17 protein-coding genes are annotated in these 19,625 nt (G+C 63.6%); all 17 read right to left on the minus strand.

From position 1 onward, the window contains the following. Positions 1–44 precede the first annotated feature (44 nt). The 17 genes from L0V05_RS10560 to L0V05_RS10640 all read right to left on the minus strand — a co-directional run bounded on the left by L0V05_RS10560 (position 45) and on the right by L0V05_RS10640 (position 19,625). On the minus strand, positions 45–245 hold the full coding sequence (locus L0V05_RS10560) for a YgaP family membrane protein (protein WP_234870212.1): 201 nt from the start codon (positions 243–245) through the stop codon (positions 45–47). A 16-nt stretch (positions 246–261) separates the two neighbouring features. Then, positions 262–1,545 (minus strand): NAD(P)/FAD-dependent oxidoreductase, encoded by a 1,284-nt coding sequence (locus L0V05_RS10565; RefSeq protein ID WP_234870214.1) that lies wholly within the window; start codon positions 1,543–1,545, stop codon positions 262–264. A gap of 460 nt (positions 1,546–2,005) precedes the next feature. Continuing rightward, positions 2,006–3,595, minus strand: a complete 1,590-nt coding sequence (locus tag L0V05_RS10570) for an ABC transporter permease (RefSeq protein WP_234870216.1) — start codon at positions 3,593–3,595, stop codon at positions 2,006–2,008. A gap of 152 nt (positions 3,596–3,747) precedes the next feature. Continuing rightward, positions 3,748–4,773: a Fe(3+) ABC transporter substrate-binding protein gene (locus L0V05_RS10575; RefSeq protein ID WP_234870218.1), complete on the minus strand. Its 1,026-nt coding sequence runs from the start codon at positions 4,771–4,773 to the stop codon at positions 3,748–3,750. Between the two features lie 107 nt (positions 4,774–4,880). Continuing rightward, a complete protein-coding gene (locus tag L0V05_RS10580; RefSeq protein WP_234870220.1) occupies positions 4,881–5,957 on the minus strand; it encodes an ABC transporter ATP-binding protein in 1,077 nt (358 codons plus the stop codon). Between the two features lie 195 nt (positions 5,958–6,152). Then, a complete protein-coding gene (locus L0V05_RS10585; RefSeq protein ID WP_234870222.1) occupies positions 6,153–7,409 on the minus strand; it encodes a glycerate kinase type-2 family protein in 1,257 nt (418 codons plus the stop codon). Beyond that, a complete protein-coding gene (locus tag L0V05_RS10590) occupies positions 7,406–8,422 on the minus strand; it encodes a LacI family DNA-binding transcriptional regulator (RefSeq protein WP_234870224.1) in 1,017 nt (338 codons plus the stop codon). The genes L0V05_RS10585 and L0V05_RS10590 overlap by 4 nt, the downstream gene beginning before the upstream one ends. Before the next feature lie 22 nt (positions 8,423–8,444). Next, positions 8,445–9,608 (minus strand): dihydrodipicolinate synthase family protein, encoded by a 1,164-nt coding sequence (locus L0V05_RS10595; RefSeq protein WP_234870226.1) that lies wholly within the window; start codon positions 9,606–9,608, stop codon positions 8,445–8,447. Positions 9,609–9,617: 9 nt separating this feature from the next. Beyond that, positions 9,618–9,926, minus strand: a complete 309-nt coding sequence (locus L0V05_RS10600; RefSeq protein WP_234870228.1) for a Dabb family protein — start codon at positions 9,924–9,926, stop codon at positions 9,618–9,620. A 4-nt stretch (positions 9,927–9,930) separates the two neighbouring features. Further along, positions 9,931–11,520 carry a GMC family oxidoreductase gene (locus L0V05_RS10605; protein WP_234870230.1) on the minus strand — a complete coding sequence of 530 codons (1,590 nt, stop codon included), beginning with the start codon at positions 11,518–11,520 and terminating at the stop codon, positions 9,931–9,933. A gap of 16 nt (positions 11,521–11,536) precedes the next feature. Further along, positions 11,537–12,295, minus strand: coding sequence for a 3-ketoacyl-ACP reductase (locus L0V05_RS10610; RefSeq protein ID WP_234870232.1), 759 nt, complete (start codon positions 12,293–12,295; stop codon positions 11,537–11,539). Further along, positions 12,292–13,785, minus strand: a complete 1,494-nt coding sequence (locus L0V05_RS10615) for an FAD-dependent oxidoreductase (RefSeq protein WP_234870234.1) — start codon at positions 13,783–13,785, stop codon at positions 12,292–12,294. Before L0V05_RS10615 ends, L0V05_RS10610 begins: the two co-directional genes overlap by 4 nt. Beyond that, entirely contained in the window at positions 13,785–14,897 is a 1,113-nt protein-coding gene (locus L0V05_RS10620) for an ABC transporter ATP-binding protein (RefSeq protein ID WP_234870236.1), read from the minus strand. Before L0V05_RS10620 ends, L0V05_RS10615 begins: the two co-directional genes overlap by 1 nt. Positions 14,898–14,900: 3 nt before the next feature. Continuing rightward, positions 14,901–15,779 carry a carbohydrate ABC transporter permease gene (locus tag L0V05_RS10625; protein WP_234870238.1) on the minus strand — a complete coding sequence of 293 codons (879 nt, stop codon included), beginning with the start codon at positions 15,777–15,779 and terminating at the stop codon, positions 14,901–14,903. Then, on the minus strand, positions 15,779–16,684 hold the full coding sequence (locus L0V05_RS10630; RefSeq protein ID WP_234870240.1) for a carbohydrate ABC transporter permease: 906 nt from the start codon (positions 16,682–16,684) through the stop codon (positions 15,779–15,781). Before L0V05_RS10630 ends, L0V05_RS10625 begins: the two co-directional genes overlap by 1 nt. Before the next feature lie 107 nt (positions 16,685–16,791). After that, the gene (locus L0V05_RS10635; protein WP_234870241.1) at positions 16,792–18,045 is read right to left on the minus strand and encodes an ABC transporter substrate-binding protein; all 1,254 of its coding nucleotides are present in this window, start codon (positions 18,043–18,045) and stop codon (positions 16,792–16,794) included. A 56-nt stretch (positions 18,046–18,101) separates the two neighbouring features. Beyond that, on the minus strand, positions 18,102–19,625 hold the full coding sequence (locus L0V05_RS10640) for an aldehyde dehydrogenase family protein (protein ID WP_234870243.1): 1,524 nt from the start codon (positions 19,623–19,625) through the stop codon (positions 18,102–18,104).

Raw genomic sequence — 19,625 nt, forward strand, 5'->3', positions numbered from 1 at the left:
CCGGCCCACGGCAAGACAGCGGGCCGGAATGTCATTTCCCGCGATCAGAAGGTCGAACCGCTCGGCAGTCCCATGCGACGAAAGACCATGGCCGCCGGGCAGAAGCCAGTGAAGGCGGACTGAAGAAGGTTCAAGCCGACGAAGGCCGTCAGAAGCATAAACCAGGGCGAGACTTCCCAGGTGAGGAAAAGCGAGAGGAGGACCATGAATCCTGCAAAAGCCTGAACTGCTTTAGAGACGTTCATTTTTCTTTCCTTTCAATCATTCGATGTGAGTCTGTTTCAACTTGTCGATGCCAAGCGCCTGAAGCGCGAGGCGCTCGTAGAAGGGCTCGGACTTGCCGATGCGGATCTTGCGCAGGAAGTACTTCTCGAAGCCGATCTTGGCGTAGTGCACCCATTTGCCCTCGGCCGACCAGTTGACGTTGCGCGGCGGAATCTGTGGCTGGGCCACAAAGGCCACGCCCGAGTCGCCAAAGTCGGCAAGACAGACGGCATTCCAGCTTCCGACCTCGTTCGGCTCCTGCCCCTTGAGCAGCGACGCGATGTTGTGGGCGGTCGCAGTCACCATGCTTTCGATCATGAAGCCGGTCTTCGGCACACCCACAGGCACTGGCGTCGGCCCCATCGGTGGGATCGCAACGCCCACGCCCACGGCAAAGACATTCCGGAACGTCGGGTTGCGCTGATACTTGTCCACCAGGATGAAACCGCGGGGATTGGTCAGACCCTCGATCCCGCGCACCGCCGCGACACCGCGGAAGGCCGGCAACATCATCGAGAAGGCGAAGGGCAGATCGTGCAGCTTTTTGGTGCTGCCGTCCTCATTTACTTCTTCAACATGGACAGTGCCGGGCTCAAACGATTTCACCTTGGCATTGGTGATCCACTTGATGTGATGGGCGCGCATCTGGCTTTCGAGCAAGCCCTTGGTGTCGCCGACCCCGTCAAGACCGAGATGGCCGATATAGGGTTCCGAGGTGACGAAGGTCATCGGAACCTGATCGCGCACCTTGGCGCGACGCAGCGCGGTTTCGAGGATGAACAGGAACTCGTAGGCCGGGCCGAAACAACTCGCGCCCTGAACGGCGCCGATGACGACCGGGCCGGGCTTCTTCACCAATGCATGGAACGCCTGTTCGGCCTTCAGGGCATGGTCGATATGACAGACCGACTGGGTGTTTGCTTCGGGGCCGAAGCCCTCGATCTCGTCAAACGCAAGGTCGGGACCAGTCGCGATGACGAGGTAGTCGTAGCTGACCGATTGCCCGTCGGTAAGCTCGACACGGTTTTCGGCGGGGTGCACGCGCGCAGCGCCCTGCGACTTCAGCGTGATGTCGCGACGCGCCATGACCTCGGTCAGGTCGACCTCGATCTCGTCCTTCTTGCGCCAGCCGACGGCGACCCAGGGATTGGACGGTACGAAGCTGTAGGTCGATCCCTTGTTGATTACGGTCAGCTTGTCGTCCCGACCAAGTTGGTCCTTCATCTCGTAGGCCATGATGACCCCGCCAAGTCCCGCGCCCAGTACCACGACATGCGCCATTTCCGTATCCTCCCTCCAGAAGCCCGAAGACGCCGCAGTCCTGCTGCGCCCCAAATTATTCAAATCGGAGAATATGTATTACATTCGAAAAATGCAATATGAAATTTCCGGAATGTTTATGCCGACGCAGATTCCCGGTGATGGGTGCCTGCTTGTTGTCGGGCAAATCCCGACGACGAACTCCTCTTGCGCGAGTCCGTTGCGATAGCTCGGGACGAACGGATGATGGGGACCGGAGAAGCCGTGTGATCTGCGGGCTAGCCAAGTCCTGCCCCAGCAGGGCCGGAACGACCCGGAAGCATGGTCAAAAGGCATGACTCCTTCCCGACCTACGAGACTCGCTCAGTCCACAGCAAGTCTTCGCCTTGTCGTCTTTGCCCGGACGTTGCAGTCGAGGCAAACAGTTGGCGATCGCGCCCTTGCGGTTCCGCAGAGTTCTTTCAGCCCGGATCTGCGCGGATCAGGGCGTTCCGACCGGCTTCCGCCTGCCAATCCGCGCAAGCAGGATTACCGGTGCAATTCCGGCCAGAACGATTGCAAGCGCTGCCATTGCCCCATCTTCATGGGTCCCGCGCGCCGCCTCTCCGTAGAGCCGTGTCGCAAGCGTTTCGAAGTTGAGCGGACGAAGAAGCAGCGTGGCTGGCAGTTCCTTCATCGCATCGACAAAGACGAGAAGGGCCGCGGCTGCAAAGGGTGCGCCGCTCAGCGGTAGATGCAGCTTCATGAAGCTCGACCCGACGCCATGGCCGAGACTGCGAGCGGCATGATCAAGCGAACGGGGAATCCGGGCAAAGCCTGCTTCGACCGATCCGACGCCGATCGCCAGGAACCGCACCATATAGGCATAGGCAAGCGCCACTCCCGAACCGATCAGGACCAGGCCGACAGGAACGCCGAAAGCCATACGGGAACCCGAGTCGAGAATACGATCCAGTCCCGCCACGGGAATCAGAACGCCAATGGCGATGACCGTACCGGGCATGGCGTAGCCAAGAGCCGCAACCCGTCCGGTCACGCCCGTTGCCGGACCAGGAAACACCCGCCCGGCATAGGCAATGACTGCACCGCAGATCAGGACAAGGATCGTCGCAGATCCAGCCATCATCACGGTGTTGCGGATTTCGACGACAAGTTGGGCCGGTATTCCGGCCGCTTGCCAGCGCTGCAAGGCCTCCGAGAAAAGGTAGGCCGCCGGAGCACCAAAGCCGATGACGACAGGGACAAGGCCGATCACCAGCGCCGCAAATGCCCATCCCCTTGAAAGCCGCACGGGCACGAAGCTGCTGGCGCGCTGCGCGTTGCCAGCGAACCTCTGGCCTCGGCGCGCCCAACGCTCGATGGCCACGAGAAGCACGACCAGAAGAAGCATCGCAAGCGCGATCTGGGCGGCCCCGGACAGGTCCGATCTGGTAACCCAGGTCGTGTAGACCGAGACGGTCAGCGTGCGCACCCCGAGGAACTCTGACGCCCCGATGTCGTTCAGCGCCTCCATTAGGGCGAGCGAAACGCCGGCCGCAATGCCGGGGCGGGCAAGCGGCAAGGCAAGCCGGAGAAAGACGGACCGATGCGAACAGCCCAGCATCCGTCCTGCCTCGATCAGGTTCGCTGCCTGCATGAGGAACATCGCCCGCACGGGAAGATAGACATAGGGATAAAGCACGAAACCGAGCAGCAGGACCGCGCCGGTCATCGATCTGATATCTGGCAGACGGAAATCCCGCGGGCCATCGAAGCCAAGCACCGACCGAAGCACCTCCTGTACCGGGCCGAGCGGGTGGAGAAGGTCAAGGTAGCTGTAGGCGATGATGTAGGTTGGCATGGCCAGTGGCAGCAGAAGCGCCCATTCCAGAAACCGGCGTCCCGGGAATTCATAGGCCGCCACAAGCCAGGCCATCGTGGTACCAAGAACGGTCACCATTGCCCCGACACCCGCAAGCAGAATGACCGTCTGCCCGAATGCCGGCAAAAGCACATAAGTCGCCAGATGACCCCAGAGCCCTTCCGATCCGTGCGAGGCCTCCCAGACCAGGGCGACAATCGGCGCGAGCACCAGAGCAGAGATTGCAAGCGCAGCCCAAAGCAAGCCGGGTCCGGCCGCCAGAGGAGCGAACCTCCGGGCGCCGGGGACGGCACTGCTCAATTCAACGATTGCCATTCGCGGTGCTGCACAGAGGGCGTCGGGCGCCCCCTGCCTTTCCTACTTCAGTTGTCGAAACCGACCTTCTCGGCGAGCAGGCTCGCTTCCTTCCGGTCCTTCACCACCTCGGTCAGGGGCAAGGGATCGACCTTGAGCGTGCCGAAGGAGGCAATTGCCGGTGCGGGTGCTATGCCGGGCTTCACCGGGTACTCGAAGTTCGCCTCCGCGTAGATGCGCTGCGCCTCGTCTGAAACCAGGAACTCCAGCAGTTGCAGCGCTTCGGTCTTGTTCGGCGCGTTCTTCGCAATGGCCGCGCCAGAGATGTTCACGTGGGTGCCACCTCCCTCAAACGTCGGCAGCAGCACCTTGATCGCTTCCGCCCATTGCTTTTGCTCGGGCTCTTTCTCGTTGGTCTGCATCAGGCCGACGTAATATGAGTTGGCCACGGCTAGGTCGCAGATCCCGCCCAGAATATCCTTTGCGCCATCGCGGTCGCCGCCACCTGGCTTGCGTGCCAGATTGCCCTTCAGGCCAGAGAGCCAGGCCTCGGTGGCCTCGGTTCCATGATGCGCGAGGTAGGCTGCAAACAGCCCGGTGTTATAGGGGTGCTGGCCGGGGCGGATGCAGATCTTGCCCTGCCATTTCGGATCGGCCAGCTCCTCGTAGGTGATCGCGCTCAGATCCAGATCCTTGGCCGCATAGACAACGCGCGCGCGCATCGACAGGGCTACCCACTGGTTCGCGGGATCGCGAAGCTCGACCGGAACTGCGGCAAGAACCGCCTCGGACTCGATCGGTTGCGTCAAGCCACGCTCGGCAAGATCCGCCAGGTTACCGGCATCCACTGCCATGAGAATGTCGGCGGGCGAACTTGCACCCTCAGCCGCGACGCGCTCTGCCAAGCCGTCCTTCAGGAAAACCGTGTTCACCTTCACGCCACTTTGCGCCGAGAAGGCGTCGAGCAGCGGTTGCACCAGCCCCGGCTCGCGGGAGGTATAGATGTTGAGTTCCGCGGCCAGCGACACTGTCGCACTGGCAAGAAGCATCGCCCCCCCGAGGCAGGCTGACAACATCAGTCGGTCTTCGATCATGGCGGGCTCCTGTTCTTTGTCTCGTTCGCTCTCGAGAGAAATCCGAGAGGTCTGAGGGCAGAAGCCATGCCTGACAGTTTTTGTCAAGTTAATGCCAATCAAAAGAGTCAGAATTTAGTTGGATCATCATCTGCGAAGACGCGAACAGAACTGGGATCGACGCGAAGGCCGACATGACTTCCAACGTTTGGTGCCGCGTCCGGTGCTACATCCACGGTCATGAGGTCCGGACAGCCGATCAGCCTCAGGGACAGCCGTTCCGACTCACCCTGGAATGCGCGATCGACGACCTGCGCTTCAGCTCCGCTTTCGACCGAACAGATGCTCAGCGCCTGCGGACGAAAGAAGGCCCTGGCGCCTTTGCCCTCGCCAAGGGTCGGTGCCGCGAACCGGCCAAGCGGCGTTTCGACAGCCCCCGCCAAGACCCTTCCGCTCAGTTCGTTGCCCGGGCCCAAGAACCTGGCGGCATAAAGATGCGGTGGATTTTGGTAGAGGTGTCGCGGCGGTCCGTCCGCGACAACACGACCGTCGCGCAACAATACCAGGCGGTCACCGGCTGCAAGTGCCTCCTGTGGGTCATGAGTGACGATGATTGTCGTCGTGCCAAGGCTGCGCAGCAGCCGGAGCGTTTCGGCTCGAACCGTGTCCCGCAGACCCTGATCGAGATTGGAGAAGGGTTCATCCATCAGCAGGATCGCAGGACGCGGCGCCAGAGCCCGCGCCAAGGCGACGCGCTGTTGCTCTCCGCCGGACAGCATGTGGGGATAACGCTCGGACAGATGTGCAACTCCGGCCACCTCCAGCACTTCGGTCGACCGCGATGCAATCGCAGCCTTTCCGCTGCCCCGAAGTCCAAAGGCCACGTTCTGTGCGACGGTCAGATGCGGAAAAAGTGCATAGTCTTGAAACATGAAGCCGATGCTGCGGTCTTCCGGCTCCACAAACAGATGCGGTCCGAAGATCGGTCGACCGCCCAATTCCATCGTGCCGCCATCCGCACGTTCGACACCGCCGATCACCCGCAGCAATGTCGACTTTCCGCAGCCCGATGGCCCGAGCAGGCAAACGACCTCTCCCATCCCGACCTGAAGCGAAATGCCGTCGAGGGCGGCGACTGGCCCGTAGGATCGACTGACGCCAAGCAGCGAAAGAGGTTGGGCGTCCGGTGTTTCGTTTCGGGACATGGCGTTCGGCCTGCCATCAATTGCTGACTCTTTATGTCATTTATTGAATGAATCGCACCAGCGCCAGCCACCTGCATCATGGTGCTGACCGTGGTCCCTGCGGGCGGTCCGTCCGAAACGCAGGAAGAGACAGCGGCCGCCGGCCCGACGGAGCCAGAGATCTACACACGTATCGGCGTGTTCGCCGCTGCTCAGTCAGCCGATCAGGATCGCACGGAAGTCATTCACATTGGTCAGGGTCGGACCGGTGACGACCTGATCGCCGATCGCGGCAAAGAACCGATGCGCATCGTTCCGGGCCAGCGCCTGCGCTGGATCAACGCCAGCCTGTTTCGCCGCTCCCAACGTGCCGGGATGGACGACCGCCCCCGCGACTTCGGCTGCGCCGTCGACACCATCGGTGTCACAGGCGATCGCGTGAATACCTGCCGCACCGTCGAGCGCCAGCGCGAGCGCCAGACAGAACTCTGCATTGGGGCCACCGATCCCGTCGCCCCGGCGGGTCACGGTCAGTTCTCCGCCGGAAAGAAGCAGCAAAGGGGGCGCTCCAGCCCCACGCTTCACCTGCTCTGCAAGGGCAAGTGCCGCCTGAGCGGCGGCGACATCTCGCGCCTCGCCCTCCAGATCGTCGCCAAGCATACGGACCTCGCAGCCCTGGCTGCGCCCCAGGTCCGCCGCCGCCTCAAGCGACTGGCGCGGCGCCGCAAAGATGCGGTTCACCACTTGGGATAGACGCGGATCCCCCGGTGGAACCACCCCCGAGGGCCGGCTGAGGGCCATTCTGACCGAGTCGGGAACATCGATCCGCCACTCGCTAAGGATGGTGCGCGCGTCTTCCACGGTTGAAGCATCGCCGACCGTCGGACCAGACCCGATGAACGCCATGTCGTCGCCCGGCACGTCCGAGATCATCAGCGCCAGCATCCTTGCAGGCGCGGAAAAAGCGCCAAGCTGTCCTCCCTTCACCCGGCTGAGGTGCTTTCGGACCGTGTTCATCTTGTCGATCGGGGCACCCGAGGCCAGAAGAGCCGCGTTCACCGCCTGCTTTTCGGCCAGCGTAACGCCCTCGGCTGGCGTACAGAGCAAGGCCGACGCCCCTCCGGAGATGAGCGCCAGAACGAAGTCTTCTGGTTGCAGTCCGGAGAGAAGCGTCATCATCCGGCCGGTTGCAGCCACGCCGGCAGCATCGGGTACGGGATGTGCGGCCTCAATGATCTCGATGCCCTTGCATGGGCGTCCATACCCATACCTCGTAATGACCAGCCCTTCGCAAGGGCCCCAGGCGGCCTCGACCGCCTCGGCCATTCGCGCACTTGCCTTTCCTGCGCCGACCACGATGACACGCCCCTCGGGCTTTTCCGGCAGGAAGGCCCCGATCGAGCGCATCGGGTCGGCCACTTCGACAGCCCGGTCAAACAGGGTGCGCAGCAGGGTCAACGGTTCTTTCTTCATGCAATCGCCTTGGGACTTGTGGATGCCCGGACGATCAGTTCGACCGGCGTCGTCGTTTCTTCGGGTGGTGCCCGCCCGAGTTCCACCCATTCGAGCAGGATCTCGGCCATCCGCCGGCCAAATCCGGCAATGTCGCACCGTACCGACGTCAGGCTGGGCCAGACCTGCGCACAATCCTCGATGTCGTCAAATCCGACGACCTTGAGTTCTATCCCGAGACGCCGCCCGATCTCGGCGCAGCCGGACAGTACGCCAAGCGCGACAAGGTCGCTGAAGCAGATGACCGCGCCCACATCCGGGTAATCCTGCGCAAGGCTTCGGGCGATCTCGCGTCCGAAGGCGCGCGTCGGCCGTCCCGGAAGGATGAGGGGCTCGATGCCGGCATGCCCTAATACCGACAGGTAACCCTTCATCCGCTTCTTCGTGACGTCGCGGCCCTGGAAGCCGCCGATGAAGGCAATCTGATGCGCACCGAGCGAAAGCAGATGCTCGGCGGCAAGACGGCCGCCCTCTTCGTAATCCGGGGCGGCGAAGGGAAACTGCCGCCCGTCCGAAACCACTTTGCGGAGGACCTGCAAAGTGGGGATGCCGGCCCGGGCGATCGGATCGAAGCTGGCGGCCTCGTTGCCGTAGGTCGGCGAGATCATCAACGCCGTCACGCCATGCTCGATCATCGCGGAGACTACCTGTGCCTGGAGATCCGGATCCTCGTTGGTGTTGGCCAGCACCGTGGCATAGCCCCGCGCCGAGAGCGTCATCTGCACCGATGTCGCGAATTCGGTGAAGAACGGGTTGCGCAGGTCGTTGATCACCAGACCGATGAGTCCCGCATTGGACGAACGCATGTTGGCCGCGACGCGGTTATAGACATAACCGATCTCGGCCATGACCTTTCGGATTTCGGCACGGGTTTCCTCCTTCACCAGCGTGCTGTTCTGCAGGACGAGGCTGACAGTCGATTTCGAGACCCCCGCCTTGCGGGCGACATCGATGATTGTCGGTCTTCGATCCATGCCCACCCCACCTGCGGCAGTGTCAGTCGATTCCGTGAAGCGCCAGGAGAACCTTCATCCGCGAGACAGCCAAGTCCGGCTTGGACAGCAAGCCTGCTTCGTCTGCAAGTCGGAAAACCTGCGCGTAATGCACAATGTCCCGACTCGACTGGAACCCGGCGGGCATGATGAAGTGCCGCTGCGATCCGTTCAGCCAGCTGAGAAAGGCGATCCCGGCTTTGTAGAACCGCGTCGGCGCCCGGAAGATCTCGCGCGACAGGGGCACCGTGGGCGCAAGAAGCTGATGGAACACGACGCGATCGCCTAGGGCCAGCGCCTCGAGCGCTTGCGAGGCGGCGGGCGCAATCGCGGCGAAGATGCCAAGGAGCGCATGAGAGTAATGCGTCCCGTCGCCGTCGATCAGGGGTGCATAGTTGAAGTCGTCGCCGGTGTAGAGCCGAACGCCATTCGGCAACCTGGCCCGGAAGGCGACCTCATGCGCTTCGTCCAGCAGGGAAATCTTGATACCGTCAACCTTGGCCGGGTTCTCGGCGATGAGGTTCAGAACGAAATCGCTTGCCGCCGCCACATCCGTGGTGCCCCAGTAGCCGGTCAGGACCGGATCGAACATGTCGCCCAACCAGTGCAGGATGACCGGGTCCTTTGCCCCGTCGATCAGGCGGCGATAAACGCGGCGATAGGTGTCAGGACCAGCCCCGATGGCGGGAAATGCGCGGCTCGCCATCAGGATCAGTTGCCCGCCCGCGGCCTCGATCGCGGCGGCCTGCGTCTCGTAGGCGGCCGCGATGGCATCGGCGCTGGTGAGTTCGGACAGCGCGACATGGTCCGTTCCCGCCCCGCAGGCGACGCGGGGTTTCATCGGATGCGCCTTGGCCGCACGCATTGTCCGCTCGATCAATTCCTTTGCGGTCAGCCAGTCAACGCCCATGCCGCGCTGCGCGGTGTCCATCGCCTCGGCCAAGCCCAGGCCCTGATCCCAAAGGCCTTGCCGGAAGCCTAGCGTCGCATCCCAGTCGACCGCAGGTCGCGTGTCCCAGGGGTTCCGCTCGCGGAGCGGGTCGCTGATGACATGGGCCGCGGCGAAGGCGGTTCGGGTCAGGGGCACCCGCGGCGCCCGAGGGGTCAATGGTGTTCCGCTCAGGCGATAGGGTTCAAGTCGGCCGTCTTGAGTAGGAAGCGTAATCATGTCGGGCCCTTAGAACGGGAGGTCAAAGACAAGGATGCCGTCGAGTCCGCCCGCCGCATGGGCGACAAGCGCGGCACCGAAAGCCTTGTGCTCGGGATCGGCCTGGTAGGTGGCAAGCGCCTGCCAGTCGTCGAAGTCGATGGTGAAGCCGTGCAGGTAGCCACGCTCGATCTGCTCGGGGCTTTCGCTTCTCCCGGCCGCAAAGCCGCGCACTCCCGGCAGCCGCGCGGCAAGCTTGGGCAAAGCCATGAAGAGCGTCGCAATGGCGCCTTCGCTGAGATCGGGACGGAAACGGATCAGGACGATGTGGCGGATCATGGAACTACATCCGGTAGGACGCGCGCACCAGATCGGCGCCTTTTTCGCCGATCATGATCGCGGTGGCATTGGTGTTCGAGGAAACGAGCGTCGGCATGATCGAGTTGTCGATCACTCTCAGCCGCTCGATCCCGTTGAAGCGCAGCTCGGGGTCCACGACCGCGCCTGCGTCGATGCCCATGCGGCAGGTGCCTGCCGGATGGTGGTCGGTCTTGGAATGGTTGCAGGCGTAGTTGAAGTAATCTTCGTCCGTCCGCACATCGGGCCCCGGCAGACGCTCGGCCTTGACGAAGGGCTTCAACGCGTCCTGTCGCATGATCTCTTGGGCAAGCTTGAGTCCACGGATCGACATCTCACGGTCGTAGGGATCCGCCCAGTAATTCGGGTCGATCAGCGGCGCGGCCAGAGGATCGACGGAGGCAAGGCGCACGGTCCCCCGGGACCGCGGGCGAAGGTAGGCCGAGTTCAGCGTAACGCCACCTTGCGGCATCGCCGCGACGCCCGCCTCGATCCCCGAGCCGAGGCCGAGATGGAACTGGATGTCCGGGCTGCGGGCATTCGGGTCGGCATACCAGAAGCCACCCGTCTCGAAGAGCGACGAGGCAACAGGGCCAGTCTTTGTCAGAAGGTATTGCAGGCCCGCGACTGCCGACCAGTGCGGCTTGGCGTAACGGTCATAGGTGTGGGGCCCAGTGCATTCGGCGATCACGAACAGATCGAGATGGTCCTGCAAGTCAGAGCCGACTTCAGGGCGGTCGAGCACCACCGGCAACCCGAGGGCGCGCAATTCATCCGCCGGACCGATCCCCGAGAGTTGCAGAAGGCGCGGCGAACCGATCGCGCCGGACGACAGGATCACTTCGGTCTCGGCCCGGACGATCCCCTCGCCGGCCAGGTCCACGCCGACGGCCCGGCCATTCTCCATCACAATCCGCAGCACCTGCGCGCCGGTGCGGATGGTCAGGTTCGGGCGCTTGCCCCGGATCGGGTCCAGGTAGGCGATCGAGGCCGAGGAGCGGCGAACATGGCGCTGTGTCAGCTGGTAGTAGCCCACGCCGTCCTGCACCTCGCCGGCCATGTCCTGATTGAACGGGATGCCAAGCTGCCCGGCTGCGGTGAAGTACGCCTCGCAGATCGGCAAGGGCGCCGCGGGTTTCGACACACCAAGCGGCCCGCCCTTGCCGTGATAGCGGTTGTCGTAGCTGTCGTTGTCTTCTGCCTTGCGGAAATAGGGCAGCACATCTTCGTAGCCCCAGCCGGCGCAGCCCCTCTGCCGCCATTCGTCGTAGTCGAGCGCATTGCCTCGCGTGTAGATCTGCGCATTGATCGACGACCCGCCGCCGATCACCTTGGCCTGGGTATAGCGGATCACCATCCCGTTCATGTGTTTCTGGGGAACCGTGTGCCACCCCCAGGAGCCGATGCCCTTGGTCATCTTCGCAAAGCCCGCCGGCAGGTGGTAGAAGGGATGGCGGTCGCGCCCGCCGGCCTCCAGCAGCAGCACGCGCGCAGCCGGGTTCTCGGACAGGCGCGCAGCCAGAACGCAGCCCGCTGAGCCGCCGCCGATGATGATGAAGTCGTAGCCCTGTGCCATCTCTCCGTCCATTCCTTCAAAGCCGCGCGATCGACAGGCCGCCATCGACCGGGATCACCGCACCGGTCGCAAAGGCCAGATCGCCGTGAGCGATGCTGGCCGCGACCGACCCGATATCGGCGGGCTGTCCCCATCTTGCGGCAGGCACCAGTCCGCCCTCGATCCGCGCGGTGTATTTGTCAGCCACTCCGGCCGTCATCTCGGTGGCGATGATGCCGGGACGCAGTTCAAAGACTCCGATCCCGTGGGGCGCGAGACGCAGCGCCAGAGCCTGCGCCGCCATTGCTGCGCCGGCCTTGGAGATGCAGTAGTCCGCCCGCTCGACGGAGGCCATGTTGGCCGAAACCGAGGTGACGAACATGATCGAGCGGTAATGGTCCGCGGCTTGCGACAGCATCCGCTTGGCCACCGCCTGCGCGAGGAAGAAGGCACCCCGCAGATTGATGTCCATGACGAAATCGAAGTTCTCTGGCGTGATCTCGAGCATGTCGCCGCGCACCTTCGCCGCGACACCCGCGTTCTGGACCAGCGCCGTGATCGGCCCCTGCTCGGCTTCGATCCGGCCGACCAGAGCGGGGAGTGCGCCGATTTCCGACAGGTCGTGGCGGTAGTAGCGCGTTTCTGGCCCCAACTCCTCCAGCGCCGCCTGTACCGTCGGGTGACCCAGTTCGGGCAACGAGACGATGGCAAGGCGGAAACCCTGCGCTGCCAGCGCCCTTGCGATACCAAGGCCGATGCCCTGCTGTCCGCCGGTGACGACTGCGAGCGGGGTCATACCGCGAATTCCGTCTTCAGGATATGGTCACCGGCGCGCAGCGCGAGCGCGGCAACTGTCAACGATGGGTTAACCGCTGCCGAGGTGGGAAGAACCGAGGCGTCGGCGATATAGAGGTTGTCGAGGTCATGGGCCTTGAGGTTCGCGTCCACGACCGAAGCCGAAGGATCGCCCCCCATCCGCGCTGTGCCGCATTGATGCGAAGGCTTCGACTTGGGGAAACCGCGCGACAGGACGATCGGCCATCCGGCGCGGCGCATCGCCTGCGAGAGGCGCTTCACCAGCAGGTCATGCGCCTTGGTGTTGGTGCGCCGCCAGTCTAGCACGACCTCGCCGTTCTTCCATAGGACGCGGGACTCCGGGTCGGGCAGGTCCTCCGACATCGCCATGATATGGATCGAGCGATCGGCGACATGGGTCGCGAGCCAAAGCGGCAGCCCTGCCTCGCCCGCCAGGATCGGCCCGGTGATGCGACCGAGCATCTGGATGTTTCCAAGCGGTTCCCCGTTCGGACCGCCGGTCAGGTAGAAATCGTTGACCTGAATGGTCTTCTCATAGACCGACCGGTTCCGGCGCAGCGGATTGTAGGCGACCATCCCGGTCAGATTGTGGTTCATGAAGTTTCGCCCGACGTGGTCGGAGCGGTTCGCCAGCCCGTTCGGATGGTCCGCGCCGGCCGAGGCCAGCAGCAAGGCCGACGACAGGATTGCCCCGGCGCAGAGGCAGACGACTGCCGCCGTGAGCGTCTGGCGTCCGGTCCGGTCTTCAACTTCGACGCCGGTCACGCGGCGCCCTTCGGCCAGGATTCGAGTGCCCCTCGCCCCTGTCAGCAATGTGACGTTGGGATACTTCAGAGCTTCCGCCAGCCCGCAGGATTCAGCATCCGACTTCGCCCCAGTCGTGTCCGGGAATGCGTCCCATGTCGTGGGTGCCCGGGCCAGCCAGCGGTCGAGATCGACGCCAAGCGGGAGTGGCGCCGGGTGCAGGCCCTGTGCAGCAAACGCGGCGCGCAGGGAAGCGATGTCGGGTTCGTCGGGAACCGGTGGAAACGGGTAGGAGGTCGAGTGATGTGGTTCGAACGGGTCCGCCTTGGCGTCGCCCCGCACACGGTAGAGCGCCTCGGCGCGGCCATACCAGGGCTCGAGATCATCGTAGGAAATCGGCCATCCGGGGGTCGTGCCCTCCAGATGGCGCAGCGACCGGAAATCTTCGGCGCGGTACCGCAACAGGACCGCGCCGTAGAACTTGGTGTTGCCCCCTACGAAGGCATAGTTGCCGGGGTTCAGCGGCTCACCGGAGATGTCGCGCCATGTCTCCTTGGGCTTGAAATGCCCACGGCCGAAGATCGCCGCCGGATCCCGCGCCTCGGGGCTGTCCTGCAGCCGCTCTCCACGCTCAAGGATCAAGATGCGCCGACCCGAGGGGGCAAGTGCGGCAGCAAGCGACGCGCCCCCCATGCCGGAGCCAATGATCAAGACGTCGGCATCCATCAGGGGCGGATCCGCTCTTCTGTCTTTGGATCGAAGGCCACGGCCTTTTCCATGTTCACGGCAAAGTCGAAGACCTGTCCCGGAGCCACGGTCGCGTCGGCGCGCATCCGGGCGATGGCATCTTTCCCTGAGAGGGTCATGGTCACGAAGGTGTCCGAGCCCGCAGGTTCGGTCACGGTCACGCGGTTCCGCAGCGACTGGATGTTGCGCGACGCGCGGTCGGCGCCTTCGGGGTCGGTGATGACCTCGGGGCGGATGCCAAGCAGGATCTCCTTGCCCGCCCAGTCGGCCAGGTTCGCCTGGTCGAAGCGCAGGTGGCACGGCTTGCCATCGGCGTCCATGACCTCGGCATGCGGCACACCGTTCACCATCGCCACCTTGGCGGGGATGATGTTCATCGCGGGCGAGCCCATGAAGGTCGCGACAAACAGGTTCGACGGCGTGTCGTAAATCTCCTTCGGGGTGCCAAGCTGCTGGACATAGCCCTTGTTCATCACCGCGATCCGGGTGGACAGCGTCATCGCCTCGATCTGGTCATGGGTGACGTAGACGATCGTGGTCTTGAGCTTCTGATGCAGCTTCTTGATCTCGGTCCGCATGTCGACGCGCAGCTTGGCGTCGAGGTTCGACAGCGGCTCGTCGAACAGGAAGACGTCCGGGTCGCGCACCAGCGCTCGCCCCATCGCGACCCGCTGGCGCTGGCCGCCCGACAGCTGCCCCGGCTTGCGATCGAGCAGGTGGTCGATCTGCAGAAGCTTCGACACTTCCGCCAGCGCCTTTTCACGCTCGAGCTTCGGGACGCCATGCATCTCGAGGCCGAAGGTCATGTTCTGCCCGACGGTCATGTTGGGGTAAAGCGCGTAGCTCTGGAACACCATCGCGATGTTGCGCTTGGAGGGATGGACGTTGTTGATGACCCGCCCTTTGATGGCGATGTCGCCGCTGGTGATCCCCTCGAGCCCCGCGATCATGTTCAGCAGCGTGGACTTGCCGCAGCCCGACGGGCCGACGAGGACCAGGAATTCCCCTTCTTCCACCGCGATGTCGACCCGGTGGAGGACCTCGACGGCACCATAGGATTTGGTCACGTTGCGGATATCTAGAAAACCCATGGTCTATCCTTTCACGGAGCCGGCCATGAGGCCGCGGACGAAGTAGCGGCCGGCGACGATGTAGACGATCAGCGTCGGCAGGGCGGCGAGGATCGCGCCGGCGAAGTGGACGTTGTATTCCTTCACCCCGGTCGAAGAGTTGACGAGGTTGTTCAGCGCGGCTGTCATCGGCTGGCTGGTGCCGCCGAAGGACACCCCGAACAGGAAGTCGTTCCAGATGTTGGTGAACTGCCAGATCACCGACACCACGATGATCGGCCCAGAGACCGGCAGCATGATCCGCCAGAAGATTTGGAAGAAGCCGGCCCCGTCGATCATCGCGGCGCGCACGAGCTCGGTCGGGAAGGCCGCGTAGTAGTTGCGGAAGTAAAGCGTGGTGAAGCCGATCCCGTAGACGACATGGACAAGGATCAGGCCGGGCACCGAGCCCGCCAGCCCCATCAGGCCGAGAAGCCGCGCCATCGGGATCAGCACGATCTGGAACGGGATGAAGCAGGAAAACAGCATCAGCCCAAAGAGGATCGAGTCGCCCCGAAAGCGCCACTTGGTCAGCACGTAGCCGTTCAGCGCACCGACCACGGTCGAGATCGCGACGGCAGGCACAACCATCATGACCGAGTTCATGAAGTAGGGGCGAAGGCCGGTCGGTTCGACGCCGACCTGCGCGGTGGACCAGGCCTGCCGCCATGGTTCCAGCGTCCAGACTTGCGGCAACGCCATCATGTTGCCACCAGTGATCTCGGACAACGGTTTGACCGAGTTCACCACCATCACGAAGAACGGCAGCAGGTAGAACAGCGCGAAGACAAGGAGCACGACATAGATGAAGGTGCGGGTGATGCGGCCTGTGCGGACGGCCGTGTCCTGGGTGACGGCCGACATCACTTCTTCTCCTTCAGCTCTGCATAGAGATAGGGGATCATGATCGCTGCGATCGTCATCAGCATGATGACCGCCGAGGCGGCGCCGATGCCCATGCTCTTGCGGGTGAACGTGTAGGAATACATGAAGGTCGCCGGGAGTTGGGTAGATGTGCCTGGCCCGCCGCCGGTCAACGCGATGACAAGGTCATAGGACTTGATCGCGAGGTGGCTGAGGATCACGAAGGCCGACAGGAAAGCGGGCCGCAAGAGCGGAATGACGATCCGCCGGTACAGCTGCCAGTTCGAGGCCCCGTCGATCTGTGCGGCCTTGAGGATGTCGTTGTCGATGCCGCGCAGCCCCGCGAGGAACATCGCCATGACGAAGCCCGAGGTCTGCCAGACCGCAGCGATGACGATCGTATAGATCGCCATGTCGTTGTCCTTGATCCAAGTGAACGAGAAGCTCTCCCACCCCCAGAGACGCATGGTCTTCTCAAGCCCGATGCCGGGATCGAGGAACCACTTCCACGCCGTGCCGGTGACGATGAAGCTGAGGGCCATCGGATAGAGGTAGATCGGCCGCAGCAAGCCTTCGCCCCGGATCTTCTGGTCGAGGAAGACCGCAAGTAGAAGCCCGATCACCGTGCAGATTACGATGTAGAGCGAAGCGAAGATCGCAAGGTTGGCAAGCGCTGTGTACCAGACCGGCAGGTTCCAGAGCTTGATGTAGTTCTCCAGCCCGACCCAGTCGTAACTGGGCAGCATCTTCGAGTTCGTGAAGCTCAGATACAACGTGTAGAGGATGAAGCCGTAGACAAAGATCATCACCGACGCCACCGACGGCGCGAGCACGATCTTCGGCAACCAGTCCTGAAGCCTCGTTCGGAAATCCGTTTCCGCATGTCGACCAGCAGTGGTGGTCATGACCCCCTCCCCCTTACGCCCTGTCGGCGCGGTTGTTCCTGTCCGGATTGTGCCGGGTCGCCCGGCGGGGTAGCCGGGCGGCACATCGCCGCCCGGACCTTGTGCCGTTATTGGGCGGCAGCCACGGCTTCGGCCAGAGCGGCGGCGGCGGTGGCGCCGTCAGGATAGGTGCCGTTGAAGGCGCCAGTCACAACGTCATAGACCGCATTCTTGACCGCTGCCGGGGCTGCATGGCCATGGGCCATCGATCCGAACAGCGAGCCAGCGGTATTGGCTTCGGCGAGATCCACCATGCCCTTCTTGCCGCAATCGTCGAAGGCGTCGTTCGGAACGTCGGTCCGCGCCGGAACCGAGCCCTTCACCACGTTGAACGCCGACTGGAAGGCCGGGTCCATGATGTCTTTCGCCATCGCGGCCTGTGCGGCCTGCTTGCCTTCGCCCTGCACGTTGAACATCGCGAACTGGTCGGAGTTGAAAGTGACCGACCCCTGCGTGCCCGGGAAACGGATGCAGACGAAGTCGACGCCCGGCACCTTGCCGGCCTTCAGGAACTCGCCCTTGGCCCAGTCGCCCATCATCTGCATGCCGCCTTCGCCGTTGATCACCATCGCCGAGGCAAGGTTCCAGTCGCGGCCCGAGAAGTTGTCGTCGACATAACCACGGAGCGTGATGAGCTTGTTGAAGGCGTCAGCCATCTGGTCGCCGCCAAGCGCCGCCGGATCGAGATCGATGAAGGCGGCCTTGTAGAAGTCGTTGCCTTCCGACAGCACGATCCCGTCGAAGATGGTCGCATCCTGCCAGGGCTGGCCGCCATGCGCGAGCGGGGTGATGCCGTTGGCCTTCATCTTGTCGAGCACGGCGATCAGCTCGTCCCAGTTCTGGGGAGCCTTGCCGCCGGCGGCGTCGAGGGCAGCCTTGTTGATCCACACCCAGTTGGTCGAGTGGACGTTGACCGGAGCAGCGATCCAGTTGCCGTCATACTTCGAGAACTTCTGCAGCGCCGTCGGCACCACGGCATCCCAGCCGCCCTCGGTGGCAACCGCGTTCAGGTTGCCAAGCGCGCCCTGGCTGGCCCAGTCAGTGATGTCGAATCCGAGCATCTGCACAGCGGTGGGCGGATCGCCTGCCGTGACACGCGCGGCCAGCGCCGTCATCGCCGCCTCGCCGCCGCCACCGGCCACGGGCATGTCGACCCAGCCGATGCCCTGGGACTTCAGGTTGTCCTTCAGCACATTCAGCGCCGCAGCCTCTCCGCCCGAGGTCCACCAGTGCAGAACCTCGACATCCTCAGCCTGAGCTAGACCCGTCGTCGCCATGAGCGCCGCGACGATCGTCAGTTTCCGTCCAACAAAGCCACGCATCCTTGACCTCCCTGTCATGCGTTGTCTTTCGTCTTCTTCCCCTGCGACCGATCCGGTCAAGGGGACTTCACCCAAGGCGCGCGCGTGCGACCGATCCGCATCACGACCGATTTCACCTCGAGGAATTCGTCAAAGCCGTAGCGTCCGATCTCCCTTCCCTGACCGGACTGCTTCATTCCGCCAAAGGCCACCTCTGGGAAGCCGTCCATCCAGGTATTGGTCCAGACAGTCCCTGCCTGCGCCCGCCGCGCAAAGCCAAGGCATGTATGGACATTTTCGCTCCAGATTCCCGCCGACAGACCATAGCTTGCATCATTGGTCAGCGCGATCGCTTCGTCCAGTGTCCGAAAGGTGAGAACCGAGAGGACGGGCCCGAAGACCTCTTCCCGGGCGATTGCCATATCGGGGGTCACGCCGCGCACGACCGTTGGCTGGTAGAACTGGTGCCCCAGGCCCGGCACCTCGAGAGTACCGCCTCCAAGCACAACCTCGGCCCCGGCGGCGACCGCGGCGCGGACGTAGCCGTCGATCTTGGCATTGTGCTCGCGCGTGACGATTGCCCCGACCTGCGTCGCGGGGTTGAGCGGATCGCCAAAGGCGACCTGCCGCGACAGCTCCACCACGCGGGCCACGAAGGCATCCGCGATGTCGTCGTGCACGATGATGCGGCTGCCGGAATTGCAGCACTGACCGACGTTGAAATAGATGCCGAAGGTCACCGCATCCGCCGCCTGTTCCAGATCGGCGTCGGGGAAGATCACCTGCGGGTTCTTGCCGCCAAGTTCCAGTGCCACCTTCTTCAGCGTCTCCGAGGCGGTTCGTGAAATGAGTTTCCCGACGGCGGTCGATCCGGTGAAGGTGACCATGTCCACATCGGGGTGGCTCGACATCAGCGATCCGACCGGATTGCCATAGCCCAGCACGATGTTCACCACGCCATCCGGCAGGCCAGCCTTGATCAGCAACTCGCCCAGCATGGCAGTCGTCGAAGGCGTCATCTCGGACGGTTTGACGACACAGGTGCATCCCGCGGCCAGCGCGAAGGGGAGCTTCTGGCTGAGGATCCAGAAGGGGAAGTTCCACGGCGTGATGACCGAAACCACCCCGATCGGCTCTTTCACCACGACGCCAAGGATGTCATCGCCCAACGTGTTGTGGCTGTCGCCATGCGTGGTGCGGGCAAGTGCGGCAGCATATCGCCAGAGGTCGGCAGCCCCTCCGACCTCGCCCCGCGCCTGGGTGATCGGCTTGCCCGATTCCAGCGTCTCGATCAGCGCAAAACGTTCGACATTGGCCTCGATCAGGTCGGCAACCTTCAGCAGGACTGCGGCACGGGCCTTGCCCGAGATGCGGCTCCAGCGGCCATCGTCGAAGGCGGCACGGGCAGCGGCGATGGCGGCCTCCGTCTCGGCTTCGCTCCCCTTGGCGGATCGGCTGACCACCACGCCATGCGAGGGCGAAACCCGCTCGAATACCGTGCCGTCTGCGCTGTCCTGCCAGCGCCCGCCGATCAGGTGGCGGTTCTGCGCAGGCTCGGGAAGGTCGGTCGCCGTGGCGGCAATGAGGGTCATCTGGGTCAT

The sequence above is a fragment of the Alitabrizicola rongguiensis genome (assembly GCF_021491355.1).
Classification (GTDB): Bacteria; Pseudomonadota; Alphaproteobacteria; order Rhodobacterales; family Rhodobacteraceae; genus Aliitabrizicola; species Aliitabrizicola rongguiensis.